Origin of the sequence: Luteibacter sp. 9135 (assembly GCF_000745005.1) — a bacterium.
Taxonomy (GTDB): Bacteria; Pseudomonadota; Gammaproteobacteria; order Xanthomonadales; family Rhodanobacteraceae; genus Luteibacter.
In genome coordinates this window covers 2,232,627-2,250,349 of the sequence record NZ_JQNB01000001.1, presented here as the reverse complement: position 1 = coordinate 2,250,349, position 17,723 = coordinate 2,232,627, and the positions used below count along the sequence as shown (strand labels likewise).

Sequence of the window (17,723 nt, the reverse complement as noted above, 5' to 3'; positions counted from 1 at the left end):
TGCCGCCGGCCTCCGGGCCGGCGGTTCCTGACAGCCATGCCTGCGGGCAAGGATTCCAGCCCGACCATGCGCCACGCCCTGATCCTCCTGCTCGCCCTGTGCTTCGCTCCCCTGTCCCGCGCCGGCATCGTCGATGCGCCGGCCTCGGACCTGGACATCTCGCTGATGACCTACGGCCCCGGCGACATCTACTGGGAGCGCTTCGGCCACGATGCGCTGGAGGTACGCGACCGGGTGAGCGGCGAGGCCATTGCCTTCAACTATGGCGTATTCGACTTCGACCAGAAGGGCTTCATCCTCAATTTCGCGCGCGGCATCATGGCCTACCGCATGGATGCCGAAACCACGCAATCGGACGTGGATTTCTACGCGGGTGAGGGGCGCTACGTGCGTCGCCAGCACCTCAGCCTGGACGATGCGCAGAAGGACGACCTGCGTCGCTTCATGCTCTGGAACGTCCGGCCCGAAAACGCCGGCTACCACTACGACTACTACGCGGACAACTGCACCACCCGCGTGCGCGATGCACTGGACGCGGCGCTGGGCGGCGCACTCGGTCGCCAGCTGGGCGCCCGCGAAGGCGGCATGACGTATCGCGAACAGACCGCCCGGTTGATGAGCAACCAGGCCTGGCTGATGCTGGGCATGGACCTGGGCCTGGGGCCCTACGCCGACCAGCCGATGACAGCCTGGAAGGAAGCCTTCCTGCCGATGGTGCTGGAAGACGAGATACGCCACGTGCGTATCGGCGAAGGCGACGACGCCCGGCCGCTGGTGGATGGCGAGACCACCCTCGCGGAAGCCCGCCTCGTGCCGCCCCCGGAACAGGCCCCCGACCTGCGCTGGCCGCTGCTCCTGGCCGGCCTGCTGCTGGCGATCCCGCTCGCCCTGCCCGCCTTCAGCCGGCATCGCGTGGCACGCGGTGTCTTCGTTGCCGCGGGCACGCTTTTCACGGTGTTCGCCGGCCTCGCCGGGCTGTTCATGCTGGGCCTGTGGACCCTGACCCTGCATCGCTCGGCCTGGGGTAACTTCAACCTGCTGGCGTACCAGCCACTGGCCTTCCTGCTGATACCCGGCATCTGGCGCCTGCGCCGTGCTGGCCGCCCCATGGGACGCTTCGCGCCACGCATCGCGGCCCTCTCGTTCGCCGCCGCGGTGATCGGGATGCTGCTGCACCTGTGGCCGGACTTTCCCCAGCGCAACATGCCCTGGCTGCTGTTCGCATTGCCCTGCTGGGCCGCGCTGTTCGTGACGTTCTGTCGCCGGCACGACTGATCCGCACGTTCTTGCGGAGTCGCTCGATGGCCCCCGCGTAACATTGCCCCGTCACACATGGCCCGGCATCATGCCGCCCATGGCCTCTGTCTCGATCCTCCCCGAATCCGCGCCCACCTACGTTGCCTCCGGCGGCATGGTGGTCAACTGCGTCGCTTACCGCACCGACGGTCGCCGGATCGGCGACATCAGCCTCGACGCGATCAGCGATGTCCTCAAGGAACCCGACACCTTCGTCTGGGTAGGGCTGCACGAACCGGACGAGCCGCTGCTGCTGAAACTGCAGGAAGAGTTCAACCTGCACGACCTGGCCATCGAGGATGCACAGCTGGCCCACCAGCGCACCAAGATCGAGACCTACGGCGACTCCCTGTTCATCGTCGCCCAGACCGCGCAACTGGTTGGCGGCAACATTGCTTTCGGCGAGACGCAGATCTTCGTCGGGCAGCGCTACTTCGTGACGGTGCGCCACGGGGCGTCCCTCTCGTACGCACCGGCGCGGCGCACCTGTGAGCAGTCGCCGGAGCTGCTGCGCATGGGGCCCAGCTACGCGCTGTATTCCGTACTGGATTTCATCGTCGACAACTTCCTGCCGATCGTTCGCGACTTCCGCGAGGAACTGCACGAGCTGGAAAACGACATCTTCGCCGAGACGTACAACCGGCTGACCATCAAGCGGCTGTACGACATGCAGCGCGAACTGATGACGCTGCGGCTGGCGGTGGTGCCATTGCAGGACATCGTGGCGCAGCTGGTACGACTGCACCCGCATCTGATCCACGACGAACTGCGCGCGTACTTCCGCGACATCTACGATCACGTGTTCCGTGTCAACGAGTCGATTTCCGCCATGCGCGAGATGCTGGGGGCCGCGATCAGCGTGAACCTGGCGCTGGTGACGTTCGGGCAGAACGAGGTGATGAAGAAGCTGGCCGGCTGGGCGGCCATGCTGGCGGCACCGACATTGATCACCAGCTGGTACGGAATGAACTTCGTGCATATGCCGGAGCTGGACAAGCCCTGGGCGTATCCGGCCATCACCTGTCTGGTGGCGTGTATCGTGGGTGGGATTTTCATTGCCCTGAAGCGGAACAAGTGGTTCTGAGTGGTCGCGCCGACGTGCATGGCCTCGCCCTGCCTCGCGTGATGAGCGGCAGGGACTGACAGACCCGACGGCTCCGCTCGGGCCAAATAGGCGCCCCGTCTCCCCGGAGACACCGACACGGCGCCCCTCTGATGGTCAACCACCCACGCCTTGCCGTCGCCTTACTGCTGATAGCGGGTACCTCATGGCGCCCCGCCGAGGCGGGCACGGTGCAGTTCACCCAGGTCGACACCAGCGATGCCTATGATGCCGGGCAGCGCCTCATCGAGTCATTCAAGTTCAACCTTCGCGGTGCACAGCGCTACGCGGCCACACAAACACGGCTGACGACGCAGGCGGATTTCGATCCGTTCGCGGCGCAGTGGTCACGTGCCAACGTCGCCCAGCTGAAGTACCAGTGGCGCAACGCGACGGGGCAATCACGCACCACGCTGTACCACGCCCTGTCGGGCAAGGCGCCGCCGGCCGCCATGGGCGTCGGTGAAGCGCAAGGCGATGCGGCCTACGTCATGCCGGACTGGCAACGTTATTACCGGGAGCGCAACCCCAGCGTCTATGCGCATGTGGTCGAGAACGAGCCGTCCGTACTGGATGCCATCGAGGATTTTCGACTACCCGGCGAAACGGCGGGTGTGGGACATCGGTTCGACGCGGAAATGCGCGGGCTGCGCACGCTCGAGCGTGACATCGTGCAAAACCAGCTGACGCCGGGCGGCCGCGTGAGCATGTGGACGTCCAGCCCGCCTTGCCCGGTGTGTCGGCGTGCCATGCAGATCGTGGCCGATGCCTACGATCTGGACATCCACGTGTTTCATCTTCCCGCACCTGCGCAGGATTCGCCGCAGGTGTTTCGCCTGCTGCAGATGACGAAAAACAGGATGCTGCGTCATTTCCACCAACGGGTGTCGAACGAGCGGACGGTGCCAGATGCACCGCAGTGCGTTCGCTCCTAGGCCCTCGCCTCGCCTGCGTCGCACGACGCCCCAACCGACTTTATCGGAGAACCACACGACATGGATGCCCATGCTCTCAAGGCGTCGCTATGGCTGCTACTTGCCTTGCCGCGTATCGTGGTTGCGAACGACTTGCCACCCGTCGATTTTCTCAAGGCCTACCTTGCCGAACGCCACGACCATGCCGATAGCCAGGTGCTCAGCGACACCCACTGGTCACAGCTTTTGCAGGTACCCAGTCACCTGCCACCGCACGCGTATACGGAGCCGGCCGCTTATGACAGCCAGCGCATCGACGACACGTTCAGGTCCGCCGCCGCACGACTCGACAGCCCGACACGCCTGATCTACCTGCACGAGGCCTGGAGGATGCTCCAGTGGGACCTGGGTTTCACTAAGGCGCGCCCAGAGGACGTGAGGCTGCCCCACACAACCGACGACTGGGGCAGTGAACAGGCGGCGCTGAACGCGATCAAGGCCGGCGTGGAAGCCGACATCTTCCGGCAGTCGCTCGCACTCTTCGACAATGCACACAGCACGTTTGCCGCCAAATACGCGGTGGCGGCGCAGATCCTGCGCGAACGCATCGCTGCGACACCGGAGGACAAGCGCGAGGTGCGCAACGTCGAACCCGAGGTGCTGGCGCGCTTCATGAGCCTGCCCGAAGGCAGCCCACTGGACGCTTACGATGCCCAGTACCTCGGTGCCTTGCTTGAGTCCGAAATCAATCGACACACCGTGGGACGCGCGTCCTTCCGTGGCATCCGCGAGATCGCCACGCCGTTTCGCATCGCACGCGTGGCGGCGGCATACAGGGACAACCAGTCGTACGTCGCGCCACCTTGCACGGACGATTTCCGCTACCGGGAAGGCGTGGCCAGCCTGGACCCGACGCAGGAGCCGGCGTGCTTCGTCGATGCGAACGACCGCGCTGTATACGCCTGGTACAACGAAGCATTTCGACGACAGGCCGGGCTGGTGCGGGAGAGTCAGGCGGAGACGTCACCGCTGGCGAAGGTGCTCGCGTTGCTGGTGCCGTTCGGCGCGGTGCTGGATGTTTTGGCGGTGGTGGAGTTCACGGAGGCGCTGGCGACGGAGGATCTTGCCGTGTCGGGGGAGGTGGCGGAGGAGGAAGCGGTTGCTGCGGACGAACGGTTAGGTGGGTTGATGTGCCGGGGACTTTGATCAGTTCTCTAACGCTCAAGCCCGCTGATCTTGACTAGATAAGCAAGTTCTCTCATGGCCCCCAGCGCCAACATTATCGTCATCCCGACGCGCATCGTAATGACTCAGCAGAAACTATCGAAACATAGGTGACCGTAGATCGCGGATAGTTTTTATTATCTGGGCTTCAGAAGTTACACAAACGCACATGCAGGTCAAGGCCATCTACTCTTTTTTGGAGTGACGATCGTTCGACGTGGCTGGCGGCCAGCTAAGTGGATCCGTCCTGTCGATACAAATCGAGATGGTCGTGAGACAGCGCACCTTTTGCTGCGAAGGCACATACTCAATTGCCCCTGACGACATAACAGACCGCATCCTATCCGCGACCACCGTTAAAGCGCCTGGCCAAATTGCGAATTCTTAAAATCTCTCGCTCGCCATGAAATTAAACATACTTTTCTCTACGCCCTCGCACCCAAGATTTCTTACACATCAATCATTCGTAATGGATTTCCACAGACCGACAGTTCCGTATGCAAAAATGGCTCCAAAAAAGGCATAAGGAGCCCATCCCAGAAGCACCATGCACAACAGCGAAGATCCAAATTTGACGATGCGAACGTCTCCGCCATTCCATGTGATGAGCAACAAGATTGGGATCGAAATCAAAACCATCGATCCAATAATTCCTTTAGCCCTTGTCCGCAGTTCGACTGGGGCACACCACTTCGGTCGATATGTCAGCATTATGTGCGCGACGCTTCCAGTGAAAGCGGGCAGAACTGCAAAGGCGCTAAAAAGGGCATTCACCAAGCCGGCGGTGCCGAACTCAGAACCACTCGAAAGTCGATGGAGCGGCAGCCATGCAAACGTTGAAATTAGCGGTGACACCCAGAATTCAGCGCCAACCGTAAGCGCGAGCAAACTGAAGACAGCTGCCACAGATGCAAGTGTGACAATCAGGCATATGGATACAAGCCTAACCCATTTCAGCATCAGATAGTTATCGCTACCCGGTTTCATTTGACCCTTCATAATGCTCTTTCATTCATCAATTAATTCCATAAAAAGCTGGGAGTCACTGCCTCAAAGGCATCCAAAGCTTCCCGATTCTGCCGATAACGGAAAAGCCCTGCACTTCGGTTGTGACCGGGCATATGCTCAGGCACTAATCACTTCCAGTCAAAAGGCCCGCAAAACCATGAAGAAGATCATCAACGATCCACGCCATGTCGTCCGCGAGATGCTCGAGGGCGCGGTGTCCCGCTCACCGGGGCAAGCCCTGCTCTCCGACCAGAACGTCGTGGTGCGCAAGCGGAACGATGGTGATTCTACGGTGGCGATCCTTTCCGGTGGCGGCAGCGGGCACGAGCCGGCGCATGCGGGCTATGTCGGCGAAGGACTGCTGGCGGCGGCGATCGCGGGAGACGTCTTCACCTCCCCCAGCGTCGATGCGGTGCTCGCCGCCCTTCGCGTCGTCGGTGGTCCTGCGGGTGCCGTGCTGGTCGTCAAGAACTACACCGGCGACCGACTCAATTTCGGCCTTGCCGCGGAGATCGCGCGGAGCGAGGGCATCCCGGTGGAGGTTGTCACCGTCGCCGACGATGTTGCCTTGCGGGATACGGTGACGCCGGACAAGCGCCGTGGCATCGCAGGCACGGTGTTGATACACAAGGTGGTCGGTGCGGCATCGGCGGCCGGCAAGCCTCTTGCCGAGGTGGCTGCGTCGGGCCGTCGGGCGGCCGCCGGCCTGGGCTCGATGGGCGTGGCGCTCGGCTCGTGTACCGTGCCCGCCGCCGGCCGACCCGGCTTCGAACTGGGCGAGCAGGAGGTCGAATATGGCCTGGGTATCCATGGCGAGCCCGGGGTTCGCAAGGGACCCATCGCGACGGCCGACGGCTTGGCGGATACCGTGCTTGCGGCCATCATCGACGACCTTGCTCTTACTCGCGGCCAGCAGGTTGCGCTGCTGGTGAACGGTTTGGGTGCAACACCGCCGATGGAACTAGACATTCTGCTTCGTAGCGCGCTGCGTTTTCTTGAGGCCAGGGGCATGGAGGTCGCCCGGGCGTGGTGCGGCAATTTCCTCACGGCGCTGGATATGCCGGGCGCATCGCTGTCGCTGATGAAGGTGGACGACGAACTGCTTGCCTTGCTCGATGCGCCGGCGTCGGCGCCCGCATGGCCAGGCGGCGGTAAGCTCAATGATGCGCCCGTATTGCAGGTAGAACATGCACCTGATGAAGCGCTGGCGATAACCGCACCCACGCCGATGGGGGATGCCGTTCGAAAAGCCAGCCATGCTGCGGCACGCGCGTTGCTGGCCGCCGAAGACGAACTGACCGAACTGGATACCAAGGCAGGCGATGGCGATCTGGGGGCCAGCCTGCGGCGTGGCGCCGAGGCGATCCTGGAACTACCCGACCATGCCTGGCACACGCCGGCGATGGCTTTGCGGAACATGGCAGATGCCGTGCGGAAAGCTATCGGGGGAAGCTCAGGGCCGTTCTATGCCACGGGCCTGATGCGCGCGGCCAGGGAGCTTGACGGTGTCGATGACCCGCAGCCGTTGCAGTGGCATGACGCGTTATTGGCGGCTACGAATGCCATCGCGGAACTGGGTGGGGCGAAGGCTGGGGATCGCACGATGCTGGATGCGTTGTATCCGGCTGCGCGGGGTTACAAGGAGGCCCTGGATGCGGGGATGAGTGCATCGCAAGCGCTGGAGGCGATGCATGCCGGTGCGAGTCGGGGGGCTGATGAGACTGCGACGTTGCGTGCTAATGCGGGGCGTGCGGCTTATCTTGGTGAGCGGGTGATGGGGATTGCGGATGGTGGGGCTGTGGCGGTGGCGATTTGGGTGGGTGCGCTCTGCGAATCCAGAGACTGATTCAACTAAACCGGGGCTATTGCGGATTATCCCGATGATCCACCTGTATTGAATCGAACCATCCGCGGAACCCGAGAAGCGGCGCCCGGCAAACCGGCCGCCGCTTCCATAGGTAGCTACTTCGCGCCGGCCGTAGGAGCCGTCCACTCCTTTAACCACGCATTCACCGTCTCATGCCACTGCACACTGTTCTGCGGCTTGAGCACCCAGTGGTTTTCGTCCGGGAAATGCAGCAGCTTGCTCGGGATACCGCGACGCTGCAGGGCTGTAAATGCACCCATCCCCTGTGTCTCGGGAATGCGGAAGTCCTTGCCGCCGTGGATGACCAACATCGGTACGCGCCAGTCCTTCACGTGGTTGATCGGATTGAAGCGCTCGTAGTTTTCCGGATGGTCGAACTGCGTGCCGCCATTCTCCTTCTCTTCGAACCATAGCTCCTCGGTGTCGTAATACATGGCACGCGCATCGAAGACGCCGTCGTGATCGACGAGGCACTTCCAGGGCTGGTTCCAGACACCGGCGATCCAGTAGACCATGTAGCCGCCGTAGCTGGCGCCCAGGGCACAGGCCCGGTCGCCGTCCAGGAAGTTGTACTTCGACAGCGCGGCACTCCAACCGAGCTTCAGGTCTTCCAGCGGTTTGCCGCCCCAATCGCCGGAGATGGCGTCTGTGAACTTCTGCCCATAACCCGTAGAACCGTGGAAGTTGACCGTGACCACGGCGAAGCCCTGGCCCGCATAAGTCTGCGCGTTCCAGCGATAGCTCCAGCTATTGGTCATGGCGCCCTGCGGGCCGCCGTGGATGATGAAGGCAACGGGATAGGTCTTGCCTTTCTTGTAGCCCACGGGCTTGACCACATAGCCCTGCACGGTGTCGCCGTTCGCACCCTTGAAGGTGTAGAACTCGAAGTCGCCGGTCTGCGCGCCCTTTATGCGCTTGGCGTTGAAGTGAGAGACCTGCTTCAGGCCCTTCCCTCTCAGGTCCGCCGTGTACAGGTCGGCCGGTCGCTTGAGGTCGTCGCGGGTCAGCAGGATCTTCTTTGCCGAAAGTGCGAAGCCACCCACGGCGCCATCGGTGACCAGCATCGTCGCCTTGCCGGTCGCCACGTCCATGGCGAACAGCGGATGCTGGCCATTGTCGTCGGTGGTTGTGTAGAGGGTCTTGCCGTCCGGCGATGCCTGCAGCGCGCCCGCCGAGCGATCCCATGACGGGTCCACCTCGCGCTTCTGGCCGGAGGCGAGGTCCAGGGCCCAGATACCGAAGCGGTCGGCCTCGGAGCCGGGCTCCTTCATGGCTGTATAGAAGAGTGTCTTGCCATCCGGGGAGACCAGCGGATTGGCATCCCAGGCCAGATTGTCGGCCGTGAGATTGGTAGGTGCCGCCGAGCCGTCGGTCGGAACGCTGTAGATGTCGAAGTTGGTGGACCAAGGCTCAGTGGTGCCGGCGATGCGCGCGTCGAAATAAACCGTCTTGCCGTCCGGGGAGAAAGTGAACTCGTCCTCGCCGCCAAAGGGCTTGCTGGGGACGTCGCCGTCGATGCCGCGGCTTAGCAGAAGCGGCTGGGAGGGGCCGGCTGCGTCAGCGATGTAGAGCTGGTTGCGGCGACCGTCGGCCCATGTATCCCAGTGGCGGACGAAGAGCTTGTCGTAGACGGTGCCGGTGGATTTGTCCTTCTCGCGGCCGTCGAGGCGCTCCTTGGTGCAGGCCAGGTCCGGGCAGTCGGTAAAGACCTCGTAGCTGAGCAGCAGCTTGGAGCCGTCAGGGGAAAGCTTGAAGGAGCCGACGTCGAGCTGGGCGTCGGTCACGGCATCGCCAGCTCGGACGGTCAGGGACAGGCCCTTGCCATTATCTGCATCGAACGTGCGATACCAGACCTGAGCTACCCCGTCCTTCGGGGCGGAATAGTAGATGGACTGGCCATCGGGGGCCCAACGCGGGGAAGAGCCCTTGTCCACAACCTTGACCGGCTGGGGCGGTTTGTTGAGGTCCATCATGTAGATGGAGGTCGTTCCCTTGTTCGCGGCGTAGTCGGTGGAGCGCACGGTGAAGAGTGCGTAGCGGCCGTCTGGGGAGAGCTGGGGATCGGACACCCGGTCCATCATGACGAGGTCGCGGATGGAGAAGGGGTGAGGGGCGGCGGTGTCGGCGTCGGCGGACAGGGCGGGGCTGGATGCTAGTGCCAAGATCAGCGCTGCGAATAGAGGTCTCACGGGGATTCCCTTTAGGTTGTGCTCGGGAAGGGACGGTACGTAGGTCACACGCCTTACGCAAGCCGCCAGCCAACCGGATGTTGCGGCGCACAGCATCACCAGCGGTGCGGGATCGCGTATTCTCGGCGGTTGAAATACAGCGCGCCGCTGCGCGTTATAAATGGGGGTTCAATGTTCAAGGAAAGCTTGTTGTCGACCCCGCAGGTCACTTCGAGCAGGGCCGCGGTATGGGTCGCCCTGCTCGGTGGCCTGCTGGCTTTGCTCATTCGATGGTACTTCGTCACAAGGGCTCAGGTCATGGCCCCCCTATACGACGCGGGTGGTTGGGGCGACGCCTCAGAGTACTATCGTTACGCGTGGAACTTAGTTCATCACGGACTTTTTTCAGGCGATATCGCGGGTACGGCCCATCCATTGTCCGACAGCTACCGTGACCCCGCCTATCCTACCTACCTCGCCCTCTTCATGTGGGCAACCAGCAATTACGACCAGTGGTACGCATTCGTGCTACTGAGTCATGCCCTTCTCGGCGGCGCCACAGTCACATTTGCAGTTCTGGCGATGCGCCACGCATTTCCCACATGGTTGCTCGCCTTCGCCGCAATTGTCATGGCGTTTTGGCCTCATCTTGTGAGCATAACGGCCTATGTGCTGACCGAAAACCTCACAGCACTTTGCTGCGCACTTGCAGCACTCGCTCTCGCAGAAGCGTCGCGCCGCGTCTCAAAGGCATGGACGGTGGTCGCAGGCCTTTCACTCGCTGCCGCCGCACTTACGAATGCTGTGCTCGCACCTCTCATTTTTCCACTAGTGATTACCCTTGCCTGGAAGAAGTCGATGCCGTGGCGCAACTTGCTATTGCTAGCCGCCATTACGCTCATGCCGCTCCTTGCATGGAATATTCGCGGAAGTTTGATCCACGGTGCGACATCCGCATCACTGCGGGCAGACATCAACCTTGTGCAAGGTTCTTGGCCTACGTATCACGCGGCCGCACAACTATGGGGGCATCACGATCCCGTAGGCATGCAGACGATGGATGCTATTTCCGATGAAATTGCGATCTTGCGCGCTGATCGCGTCCTTGGCCTCAGGGTTATGGCGGACAGAATGAGCAGGACCCCTTGGGCGTATGCAATGTGGTACCTGAGAAAGCCCGCTCTTCTTTGGGGATGGGAAATTGGGCTCGGAGCCGGTGATATCTACGCATATCCCACTCGCCATTCACCCTACATCACAAACCCGTTCATGCGAGCAACTGAGGCAATTGCGTACATGCTAAACGGAGTCCTCGCGATAGCCGCTTTGGCCGGATTGTTACTTGTCATGTCGAATCGCCGCTCGCCCGCCGAATTGTTGTTCCTCGCTGTTAGTTGTGCATGGGTCACCTTGGTCTATTGGATATTGCAGTCCGACTCTCGCTACTCGATCCCTTACCGCACGGCGGAAATCTCTCTCGCATGCGTCACCGTGTGGGCGGCCGTCCAGTACGCAAGAAAGCGCAACCCTCGACTACCGGTATTGAATCGATGAAAAGTGACACGGCGCGATGGACACGCTTTCAGTTCGCCATGTTTGTTCTGGTTGCAGCGGCGGCCATCGCGGTACGCCTTTATTACGTACACACGGCGGTCGTCGACCATCCGCTCCGCGGGGACACGATCCAGTATTTCGCATACGCACTAAACCTTGTCGATCACCATGTTTTCTCGCTTGCGCCACCGGGAGGATCGCCGCTTCCTGATGGGTTCCGCGACCCGGGCTACCCTGCGTTTCTGGCCTTGCTTGTCGCGATGTTCGGTCGTGGACAAGTTTTTTATATCGCTACCCTTGAGGTCCAGGCCGTGCTGTCAGGGCTTACCGTGGCCATTTACGCATTGCTTGCACGCCAGTGGCTTGGGCCGCGCACGGCGATCGCTGTTGGCATTGGGCTCGTATTCTGGCCGCACACGATAACGCTAGCCGGTTACCTCCTAAGCGAAACGCTTATGGGCTTCCTTTTTGCTACAGGCCTGTGGCTGACGAATTTTGCTGCTCAACGCAACCACTGGACTCTCTTCGCTGCGGCAGGAGCATGCCTTGGCATGGCTGCGCTAACCAATGCGACATTCGCACCTATTCCATTCATTTTTGGGGTGATCGCTTTCTGGAAGAACGCGCCCGCGCGTAGATTGTGGGTCGTTTTCCTGATGGCATCACTACTCCCCATGGCCGCTTGGACGTACCGAGCCATGACTCTGCCTGCCGGGCAATCAGCGGGCGACAGAGTCGTGATGAACCTCGTACAAGGGTCGTGGCCCGAGTATCACGACGCGTGGCGAGATGCTCTCCTGGGAGACCCGTCGAGCAAAGCCGTGATGGAAAAAATGGATGCTGAATATGCAGCCTTCCATCGCGGCCGCCTTGAGGGGCTGTCGGTCCTGGCGGCAAGGCTGATGTCTCAGCCCCTGAGGTACACCACGTGGTACCTACGTAAACCCGCCGAGCTATGGGGGTGGCAGATCGGCATAGGTATGGGAGATATATATGTTTTTCCAACTTACTATTCGCCCCTATCGAGCACTGGAGCGCTTCGTATAACCACGGACGCATTGTTCTTCGTATCACCGATCATCCTCATGCTTGCCGCTGCCGGCGTCGTCGTTTTAGCGGTAGACCGCAAACACATGCCGGCAGCGCTCGGGCTGGCTGCAGTTACAGCGACAGTCATCACCTTGACATTCACAACGTTGCAATGCGATGCCCGCTACTCAACCCCCTATCGCGGCATCGAATGGCTACTTGCCGCGGTGGCGGTGCACGCCATCGGCCGTACCTTGCAGCGCCGGAAACTGCATAAACGCTCCATAGACAAAACGTAGGCCGCACCAATTCGGCAATGGAGATGCAGTGAGCCTTATTGGTACGAAGCGTGCTTTTGGTTGGCTTGTCCCACTATGGCCACTTACCATGAGCAACTTCGAACGTCGCACGTCAGGCTTCACGCTCATTGAATTAATGATTGTCGTCGCGATTATCGCGATTCTCGCCGCTATCGCGATACCGCAGTATCAGGATTATCTTATCCGCAGCCAAGTTGCAGAAGGTCTCGAGACCGCTGCGGGCAGCAAGACCGCCGTATGGGAGTTCCGAAATAATACCGGCCGTTTTCCCGCCTCGAATCAATCCGCCGGACTCGCTGCGGCCGATTCAATAAGCGGCAAATATGTTTCGTCGGTCAAGCTGACCTCCGGCAAGATCCTGGTTGCTTATGCCCGTGCTGAAAGTAACAAGAATCTACAGGGACAAACGTTGACCCTTTCTCCCATCGACAACTTTGGGAGTATTGGCTGGAAATGCAGTTCTACCTTGTCGGACCGATACTTGCCCACTTCCTGCAGAGCAAATTGACGCAAAGTGTCACCTTGTGACAAAAGTCGTCACCTCCAACCCATCCCAATTCACTGAATTCGCGAAATTTTCCAGTTGCTCCATAAGTGTGACAAGAGGCACAATCGTCGCACCGGCGTCTATGCGGAAATACGCCGGTCGCGGGGGCCATGGCATGGACAATGCAGGCTTTGCGGCGAGCTTCCTGGTCGTTCCTGACCAAAAGCAAGTGAGGGGGCGTCCGAACCCGGGGGACTGGGCAAGGTGCTAGGGCTCAGGGGGCATCACTTTTTTCGGTTAGTCAACAGTAACGAGGAATTTCCATGAAGAACGTCCAGAAGGGCTTCACGCTCATCGAACTGATGATCGTGGTCGCCATCATCGCGATTCTGGCTGCCATCGCCATCCCGCAGTACCAGAACTACATCATTCGCAGCCAAGTGTCGGAAGGGATGAACCTGGCTGATGGCGCAAAGACGGCCGTCTCCGAGTTCTATAACAATACCGGACGTTTTCCGCCGGCAAACAAGTCGGCTGGTCTCGCTCCTGCTGATTCGATCAACGGCAAGTACGTGACGAAGGTCAACGTTGGCACCACCGCGGGCAAGATCATTGCCACGTTCGGCAAGGAAGCCAACTCCAAGATCCTTTCATCGGTCGTCGTTCTTTCGGCTTATGATCAGGGCGGCTCGATTAGCTGGAACTGCAAGTCGGTCGCTGGTACCAATGTGCCGGATGCTTACCTGCCGACAGCTTGCCGCTCCTAATATCGCTTTACCGATCAACGAGAAGGAGCCGATAATCGGCTCCTTCTTTTTTTGCGGTATCCGCATGCGCAACCTTTCGCGGAATCCCATCGCCTGGTTTGCCACCGGCCTTGCCTTCTTGCTCGCCGTAACGGCGCTGATATACGCGCCGGGCCTGCATGGGCCCTTTATGTTCGACGACTTCGCGAACCTGCCGTCGCTGGGTGCTCAGGGGCCTATCGACAACGGCCAAGCCCTTGTACGTTATCTCGTCTCCGGGAACGCGGACCCCACGGGCCGCCCCATGTCCGTGGCGTCATTCCTTGTGGATGCGCGCGACTGGCCGGCACCATCCTATCCATTCAAACGCGACAACCTGATACTGCATCTGCTTAACGGGTGCCTCCTCGCCTTGTTACTGCGTGACTTGGGGAGGGCTATCAACATCGAAGCAGGCCGCTCGACGATCGCCGCCTTGTTTGGCGCCGGCGCCTGGATGCTTCATCCACTTCTCGTCTCCACCGTGCTGTACGTCGTGCAGCGCGAGGCCATGCTTCCGGCGACGTTCTGCCTTCTGGCTATGCTCACCTGGCTCCGAGCGCGTGCCCGTATCGAACGGGGAGGCAATGCAGGCCTGACTCACATACTCGGTATCTGGTGCTTTTTCGCGGCGGCCGCATTAAGCAAGCCGAACGGGCTGCTTTGTCCCGCCTTGGTCCTTATATCTGAAGCCGCACTATTCAAGGCCAGCAACCGTAACGCACAGCGAGCCAAGCGCTGGACATGGGTCGTAGCGATTCCTGGCACTGTCGTGGTCACAGTCGGCCTGCTTGCGCTAAGCACGCACGAGTTGCTGCGGGGCGTAAACCCAGTACGTGGCTGGTCCGCTGCGCAGCGTTTGATAACGGAGCCATCCATCCTGATGGAGTACATCGGACAACTGGCCCTTGTCGTTCCGTCACCCGCCAGTGTCTTCCATGACCAGTACCAGGCAGCCAGAAACCTGCTCGACCCTTGGTTCACGTTGCCAGCCATCCTTGCCTACATAGCTCTGGTAGCTGGCGCGTGGATGTGTCGACGTCGGGCTCCAGCTGCAGCGCTGGCAGTATTGTTTTTCTTTGTCGGCCACGCCATGGAATCCACTGCCATCCCGCTCGAGCTTTATTTCGAACATCGAAACTACCTGCCTTCGATGCTTCTGTTCTGGCCCTTGGGGCTGGCTATTTCGTCGACCCACAGCTATATGGCACGCCGAGCGATCGCGCTTGTTGTCTTAGCCGCCGCAGCTACCCTCACTTACCAAAATGTCCTGCTCTGGGCCGACCCGGCGAAGCAGGCGGTGTATTGGGCCTCGACACAGCCCGAGTCACCTCGTGCCCAGGCTTATGCTGCCCAGATCGAAGCTGTCAGCGGCCATCCCGAAGCTGCGAGATTACGCATTGAAGCCGCCGCGCGTCTTTTCCCCGACGAGCCGCAAGTCGCCTTTGCGCTTGTCGATATACATTGTACCGAGGGCAGCTTACAACCCGGCGACGCCAGCGTTGTCGGTAGAGCACTGGAACATACGCAACGCGATCCCGGAGCGCTACTCAGTCAGTGGATGGCCCACGCCATAGACAGGGCGAAAGCGCGCTCATGCACCGGCGTTGACCCCGACCTTGTACGCCTCTGGATCAGCATGGCGAGTGCCAATCCGCGAATCAACATCTTGCCCGGCCGCAGGCAGGACATCGCCCATCTATCTGGCGTGGTGGAGCTTGCGGCCAATGCTCCGACACGAGCAGCAAGCTACTTCAGGAAAGCGCTGCTGGAAGATCCAAAACCAGAAGTAGCCCTGAATGAAGCTGCACTATTGGGCGATGCTGGCGAGCCTTCGCTCGGACTCCAACATCTGGAATACTTCGACACATTGCCAAAGCCACCGCCCCCCTCTATCGGCGCAGGAATGTCGTGGCTCCGCAACCGGCTCGATGATAGGCAAGGGTTCTGGACAAATGAATTAAACAACCTTCGCGCGAAGCTTTCCCATCACGTAGCATCTGGATCATGATGACGCCCCCGCGAATGCTTATACCCTGCCGATGGTTTTTCTTGCTCGGCATACTTGCACTCACAGCCGCCGTTTATGGCATGGGTGTAAGCGGCGGATATGTGTTTGACGATTTTCCCAACATTGTCGACAACGCGGGCGTGCAGCCGGAGTCGGCTAGTTTGCCAAACTTAATCAGCGCCGCACTCTCATCCCCAGCCAGCGAATTCAAACGGCCACTGGCTTCACTGAGCTTTGCCGTAAATTATTTATTCACAGGACTTGATCCAGCGGCGATGAAGGTAACCAATATCGTCATTCATCTTTTGAATGGTGTCCTGGTATTCCTGCTGACGCGAATGTTGCTGGGCGCAGAACATGACCAGAGACCAGGCGACGATAAGACTGCCCTGTGGGTTACCGCAGCTTGGTTACTCGCACCAATCAACCTTACGGCGGTACTTTATGTCGTCCAGCGCATGGAAAGCATGGCTAATCTGGCGGTACTGCTCGGACTGATTGGCTATGTTCGCGCGCGGCGCCGGATGAAAGACGGGCAGCATGGACTTTTTTTCGCTATTGCCGCTCTACTTTTTACGGCCGCCCTAGGTGTTTTAGCAAAAGAGACGGCCGTGATGGTGGTGCCTTATGCATTCCTCATCGAGTGCATAATTTTCCGCTGGGCGCGTGGACGTCAACGGTCTGGCGTCGACCGTCGGCTGATCGGCGTTTTCATCGTCATCTTCGCGATACCTCTCGTCGTCGGCGCTTCATGGCTGGCACCTACCGTATTTGATCCAGTTACATGGGACCGCCGCGACTTCAGCTTGGGAACGCGTCTACTGACCGAGCCTCGCGTTATCGCTTCATACCTCTCCTCGATCGTACTTCCTCTTCCGTCGTCTCTGCCTTTTTACTACGACGACTTGGCCATCTCGACTAGTCCATGGCATCCATGGACAACGCTACCCGCGTTTGCATTGATCGTACTTCTGATTGCCACATGCTTCCAGGTTCGTTTCCGTACCCCTATCGTCTCGCTGGGAATAGCGTTGTTTCTGATGGGGCATGTACTCACCGCCACGGTGCTCCCGCTGGAACTGGTTTACGAGCACCGCAATTACTTCGCCAGCTTCGGCGCGTTGCTCGCCTTGATAACGGGCGCCAGGGCCGTTTGCCAACGATCCGTCCACACCGCCCAGCGTGTACTGGTGCGGACCGTGGTACTGGCAAGTACGGTTGGGCTTGCGACATTGGTCACGGCAACGACGGCGCGGGCCTGGAACAGCAATTTGTCACTGGCCAGGGAACTTGCCATTCGGGCGCCCGACTCGCCCCGTGCTCAGTACGAACTGGGCCGCACTTACATCATCCTTGGCGGGTATCGGAAGGAATCGCCGTTCACGGCGCTCGCCTACGCACCATTAGTACGCGCGATGTCCCTCCCAGGTTCCTCGATACTCCCAGAACAGGCACTCATCTTCCTTAACTCGCGCATGGATAGGACGGTTGATCCCACCTGGTGGCGAAGCATTCGAACGAAGCTTCAGAGACGCCCTGCTACAGTTCAGGACGAAAGCTCCCTCGGCTCACTGGCTGACTGCTTGCGTACCGGGTCATGCAAGTTCAAGGAAACAGACCTACTTGACGCGTTCGTTACTGCCATGGGGCATCCGAACCCCAGCGCACGAATGCTTGCAATGTATGCTGGCTTTGCCTGGAATACGCTGGAGGATCGGCTACTGGGACTTACCCTGCAACGTGATGCAGTGAAAAAGGCGCCCACCGAGATGGCGTACCACGTGGTACTTTGCCGGATGGCAGTCGCCAGTGGCGACGTCGAAACCGCTAATACAGAACTAGCCATCCTCAAAGCTAATAATCTGGGGGGACGTCTCTCCCCAGACATTGCATCGTTGACCGCGCTCATTTCGTCGAAGAGTGGCAAGACCCGCTCGGCCTACGACGATCATCCGTAA

The 17,723-nt window shown here is 60.2% G+C and carries 13 protein-coding genes; 11 read left to right on the top strand and 2 right to left on the bottom strand.

What is annotated here, in order from left to right; all coding sequences use genetic code 11:
* Positions 1 to 66: 66 nt before the first annotated feature.
* From FA89_RS09730 to FA89_RS09715, 4 genes are all read left to right on the top strand, one after another.
* Positions 67 to 1,275 carry a lipoprotein N-acyltransferase Lnb domain-containing protein gene (locus tag FA89_RS09730; RefSeq protein ID WP_036140413.1) on the top strand — a complete coding sequence of 403 codons (1,209 nt, stop codon included), beginning with the start codon at positions 67 to 69 and terminating at the stop codon, positions 1,273 to 1,275.
* Between the two features lie 79 nt (positions 1,276 to 1,354).
* Complete coding sequence (locus FA89_RS09725) at positions 1,355 to 2,380, top strand: magnesium and cobalt transport protein CorA (RefSeq protein ID WP_051939065.1); 1,026 nt, start codon at positions 1,355 to 1,357, stop codon at positions 2,378 to 2,380.
* A gap of 131 nt (positions 2,381 to 2,511) precedes the next feature.
* Complete coding sequence (locus tag FA89_RS09720) at positions 2,512 to 3,333, top strand: hypothetical protein (protein ID WP_036140408.1); 822 nt, start codon at positions 2,512 to 2,514, stop codon at positions 3,331 to 3,333.
* A gap of 60 nt (positions 3,334 to 3,393) precedes the next feature.
* The gene (locus FA89_RS09715; RefSeq protein ID WP_036140406.1) at positions 3,394 to 4,518 is read left to right on the top strand and encodes a hypothetical protein; all 1,125 of its coding nucleotides are present in this window, start codon (positions 3,394 to 3,396) and stop codon (positions 4,516 to 4,518) included.
* Between the two features lie 474 nt (positions 4,519 to 4,992).
* On the opposite strand, the gene FA89_RS20155 is transcribed toward FA89_RS09715, so the two are convergent.
* Positions 4,993 to 5,523: a hypothetical protein gene (locus tag FA89_RS20155; RefSeq protein WP_185754293.1), complete on the bottom strand. Its 531-nt coding sequence runs from the start codon at positions 5,521 to 5,523 to the stop codon at positions 4,993 to 4,995.
* Positions 5,524 to 5,701: 178 nt separating this feature from the next.
* Between FA89_RS20155 and FA89_RS09710 the strand changes: the two genes are divergently transcribed.
* Complete coding sequence (locus tag FA89_RS09710; RefSeq protein WP_036140405.1) at positions 5,702 to 7,390, top strand: dihydroxyacetone kinase family protein; 1,689 nt, start codon at positions 5,702 to 5,704, stop codon at positions 7,388 to 7,390.
* A gap of 116 nt (positions 7,391 to 7,506) precedes the next feature.
* Here the strand turns inward: FA89_RS09710 and FA89_RS09705 are convergent, their stop codons facing one another.
* On the bottom strand, positions 7,507 to 9,600 hold the full coding sequence (locus tag FA89_RS09705) for an alpha/beta hydrolase family protein (protein ID WP_036140404.1): 2,094 nt from the start codon (positions 9,598 to 9,600) through the stop codon (positions 7,507 to 7,509).
* Between the two features lie 171 nt (positions 9,601 to 9,771).
* On the opposite strand from FA89_RS09705, the gene FA89_RS09700 reads away from it, so the two are divergent.
* From FA89_RS09700 to FA89_RS09675, 6 genes are all read left to right on the top strand, one after another.
* A complete protein-coding gene (locus FA89_RS09700; protein ID WP_036140401.1) occupies positions 9,772 to 11,133 on the top strand; it encodes a hypothetical protein in 1,362 nt (453 codons plus the stop codon).
* Positions 11,130 to 12,461, top strand: a complete 1,332-nt coding sequence (locus tag FA89_RS09695) for an ArnT family glycosyltransferase (protein ID WP_036140399.1) — start codon at positions 11,130 to 11,132, stop codon at positions 12,459 to 12,461. Before FA89_RS09700 ends, FA89_RS09695 begins: the two co-directional genes overlap by 4 nt.
* 88 nt (positions 12,462 to 12,549) lie before the next feature.
* A complete protein-coding gene (locus FA89_RS19615; protein WP_036140396.1) occupies positions 12,550 to 12,990 on the top strand; it encodes a pilin in 441 nt (146 codons plus the stop codon).
* Between the two features lie 302 nt (positions 12,991 to 13,292).
* On the top strand, positions 13,293 to 13,736 hold the full coding sequence (locus FA89_RS09685; protein ID WP_036140394.1) for a pilin: 444 nt from the start codon (positions 13,293 to 13,295) through the stop codon (positions 13,734 to 13,736).
* On the top strand, positions 13,705 to 15,765 hold the full coding sequence (locus tag FA89_RS09680; RefSeq protein ID WP_051938658.1) for a hypothetical protein: 2,061 nt from the start codon (positions 13,705 to 13,707) through the stop codon (positions 15,763 to 15,765). The genes FA89_RS09685 and FA89_RS09680 overlap by 32 nt, the downstream gene beginning before the upstream one ends.
* A gap of 41 nt (positions 15,766 to 15,806) precedes the next feature.
* Positions 15,807 to 17,723: a hypothetical protein gene (locus FA89_RS09675; RefSeq protein ID WP_343123033.1), complete on the top strand. Its 1,917-nt coding sequence runs from the start codon at positions 15,807 to 15,809 to the stop codon at positions 17,721 to 17,723.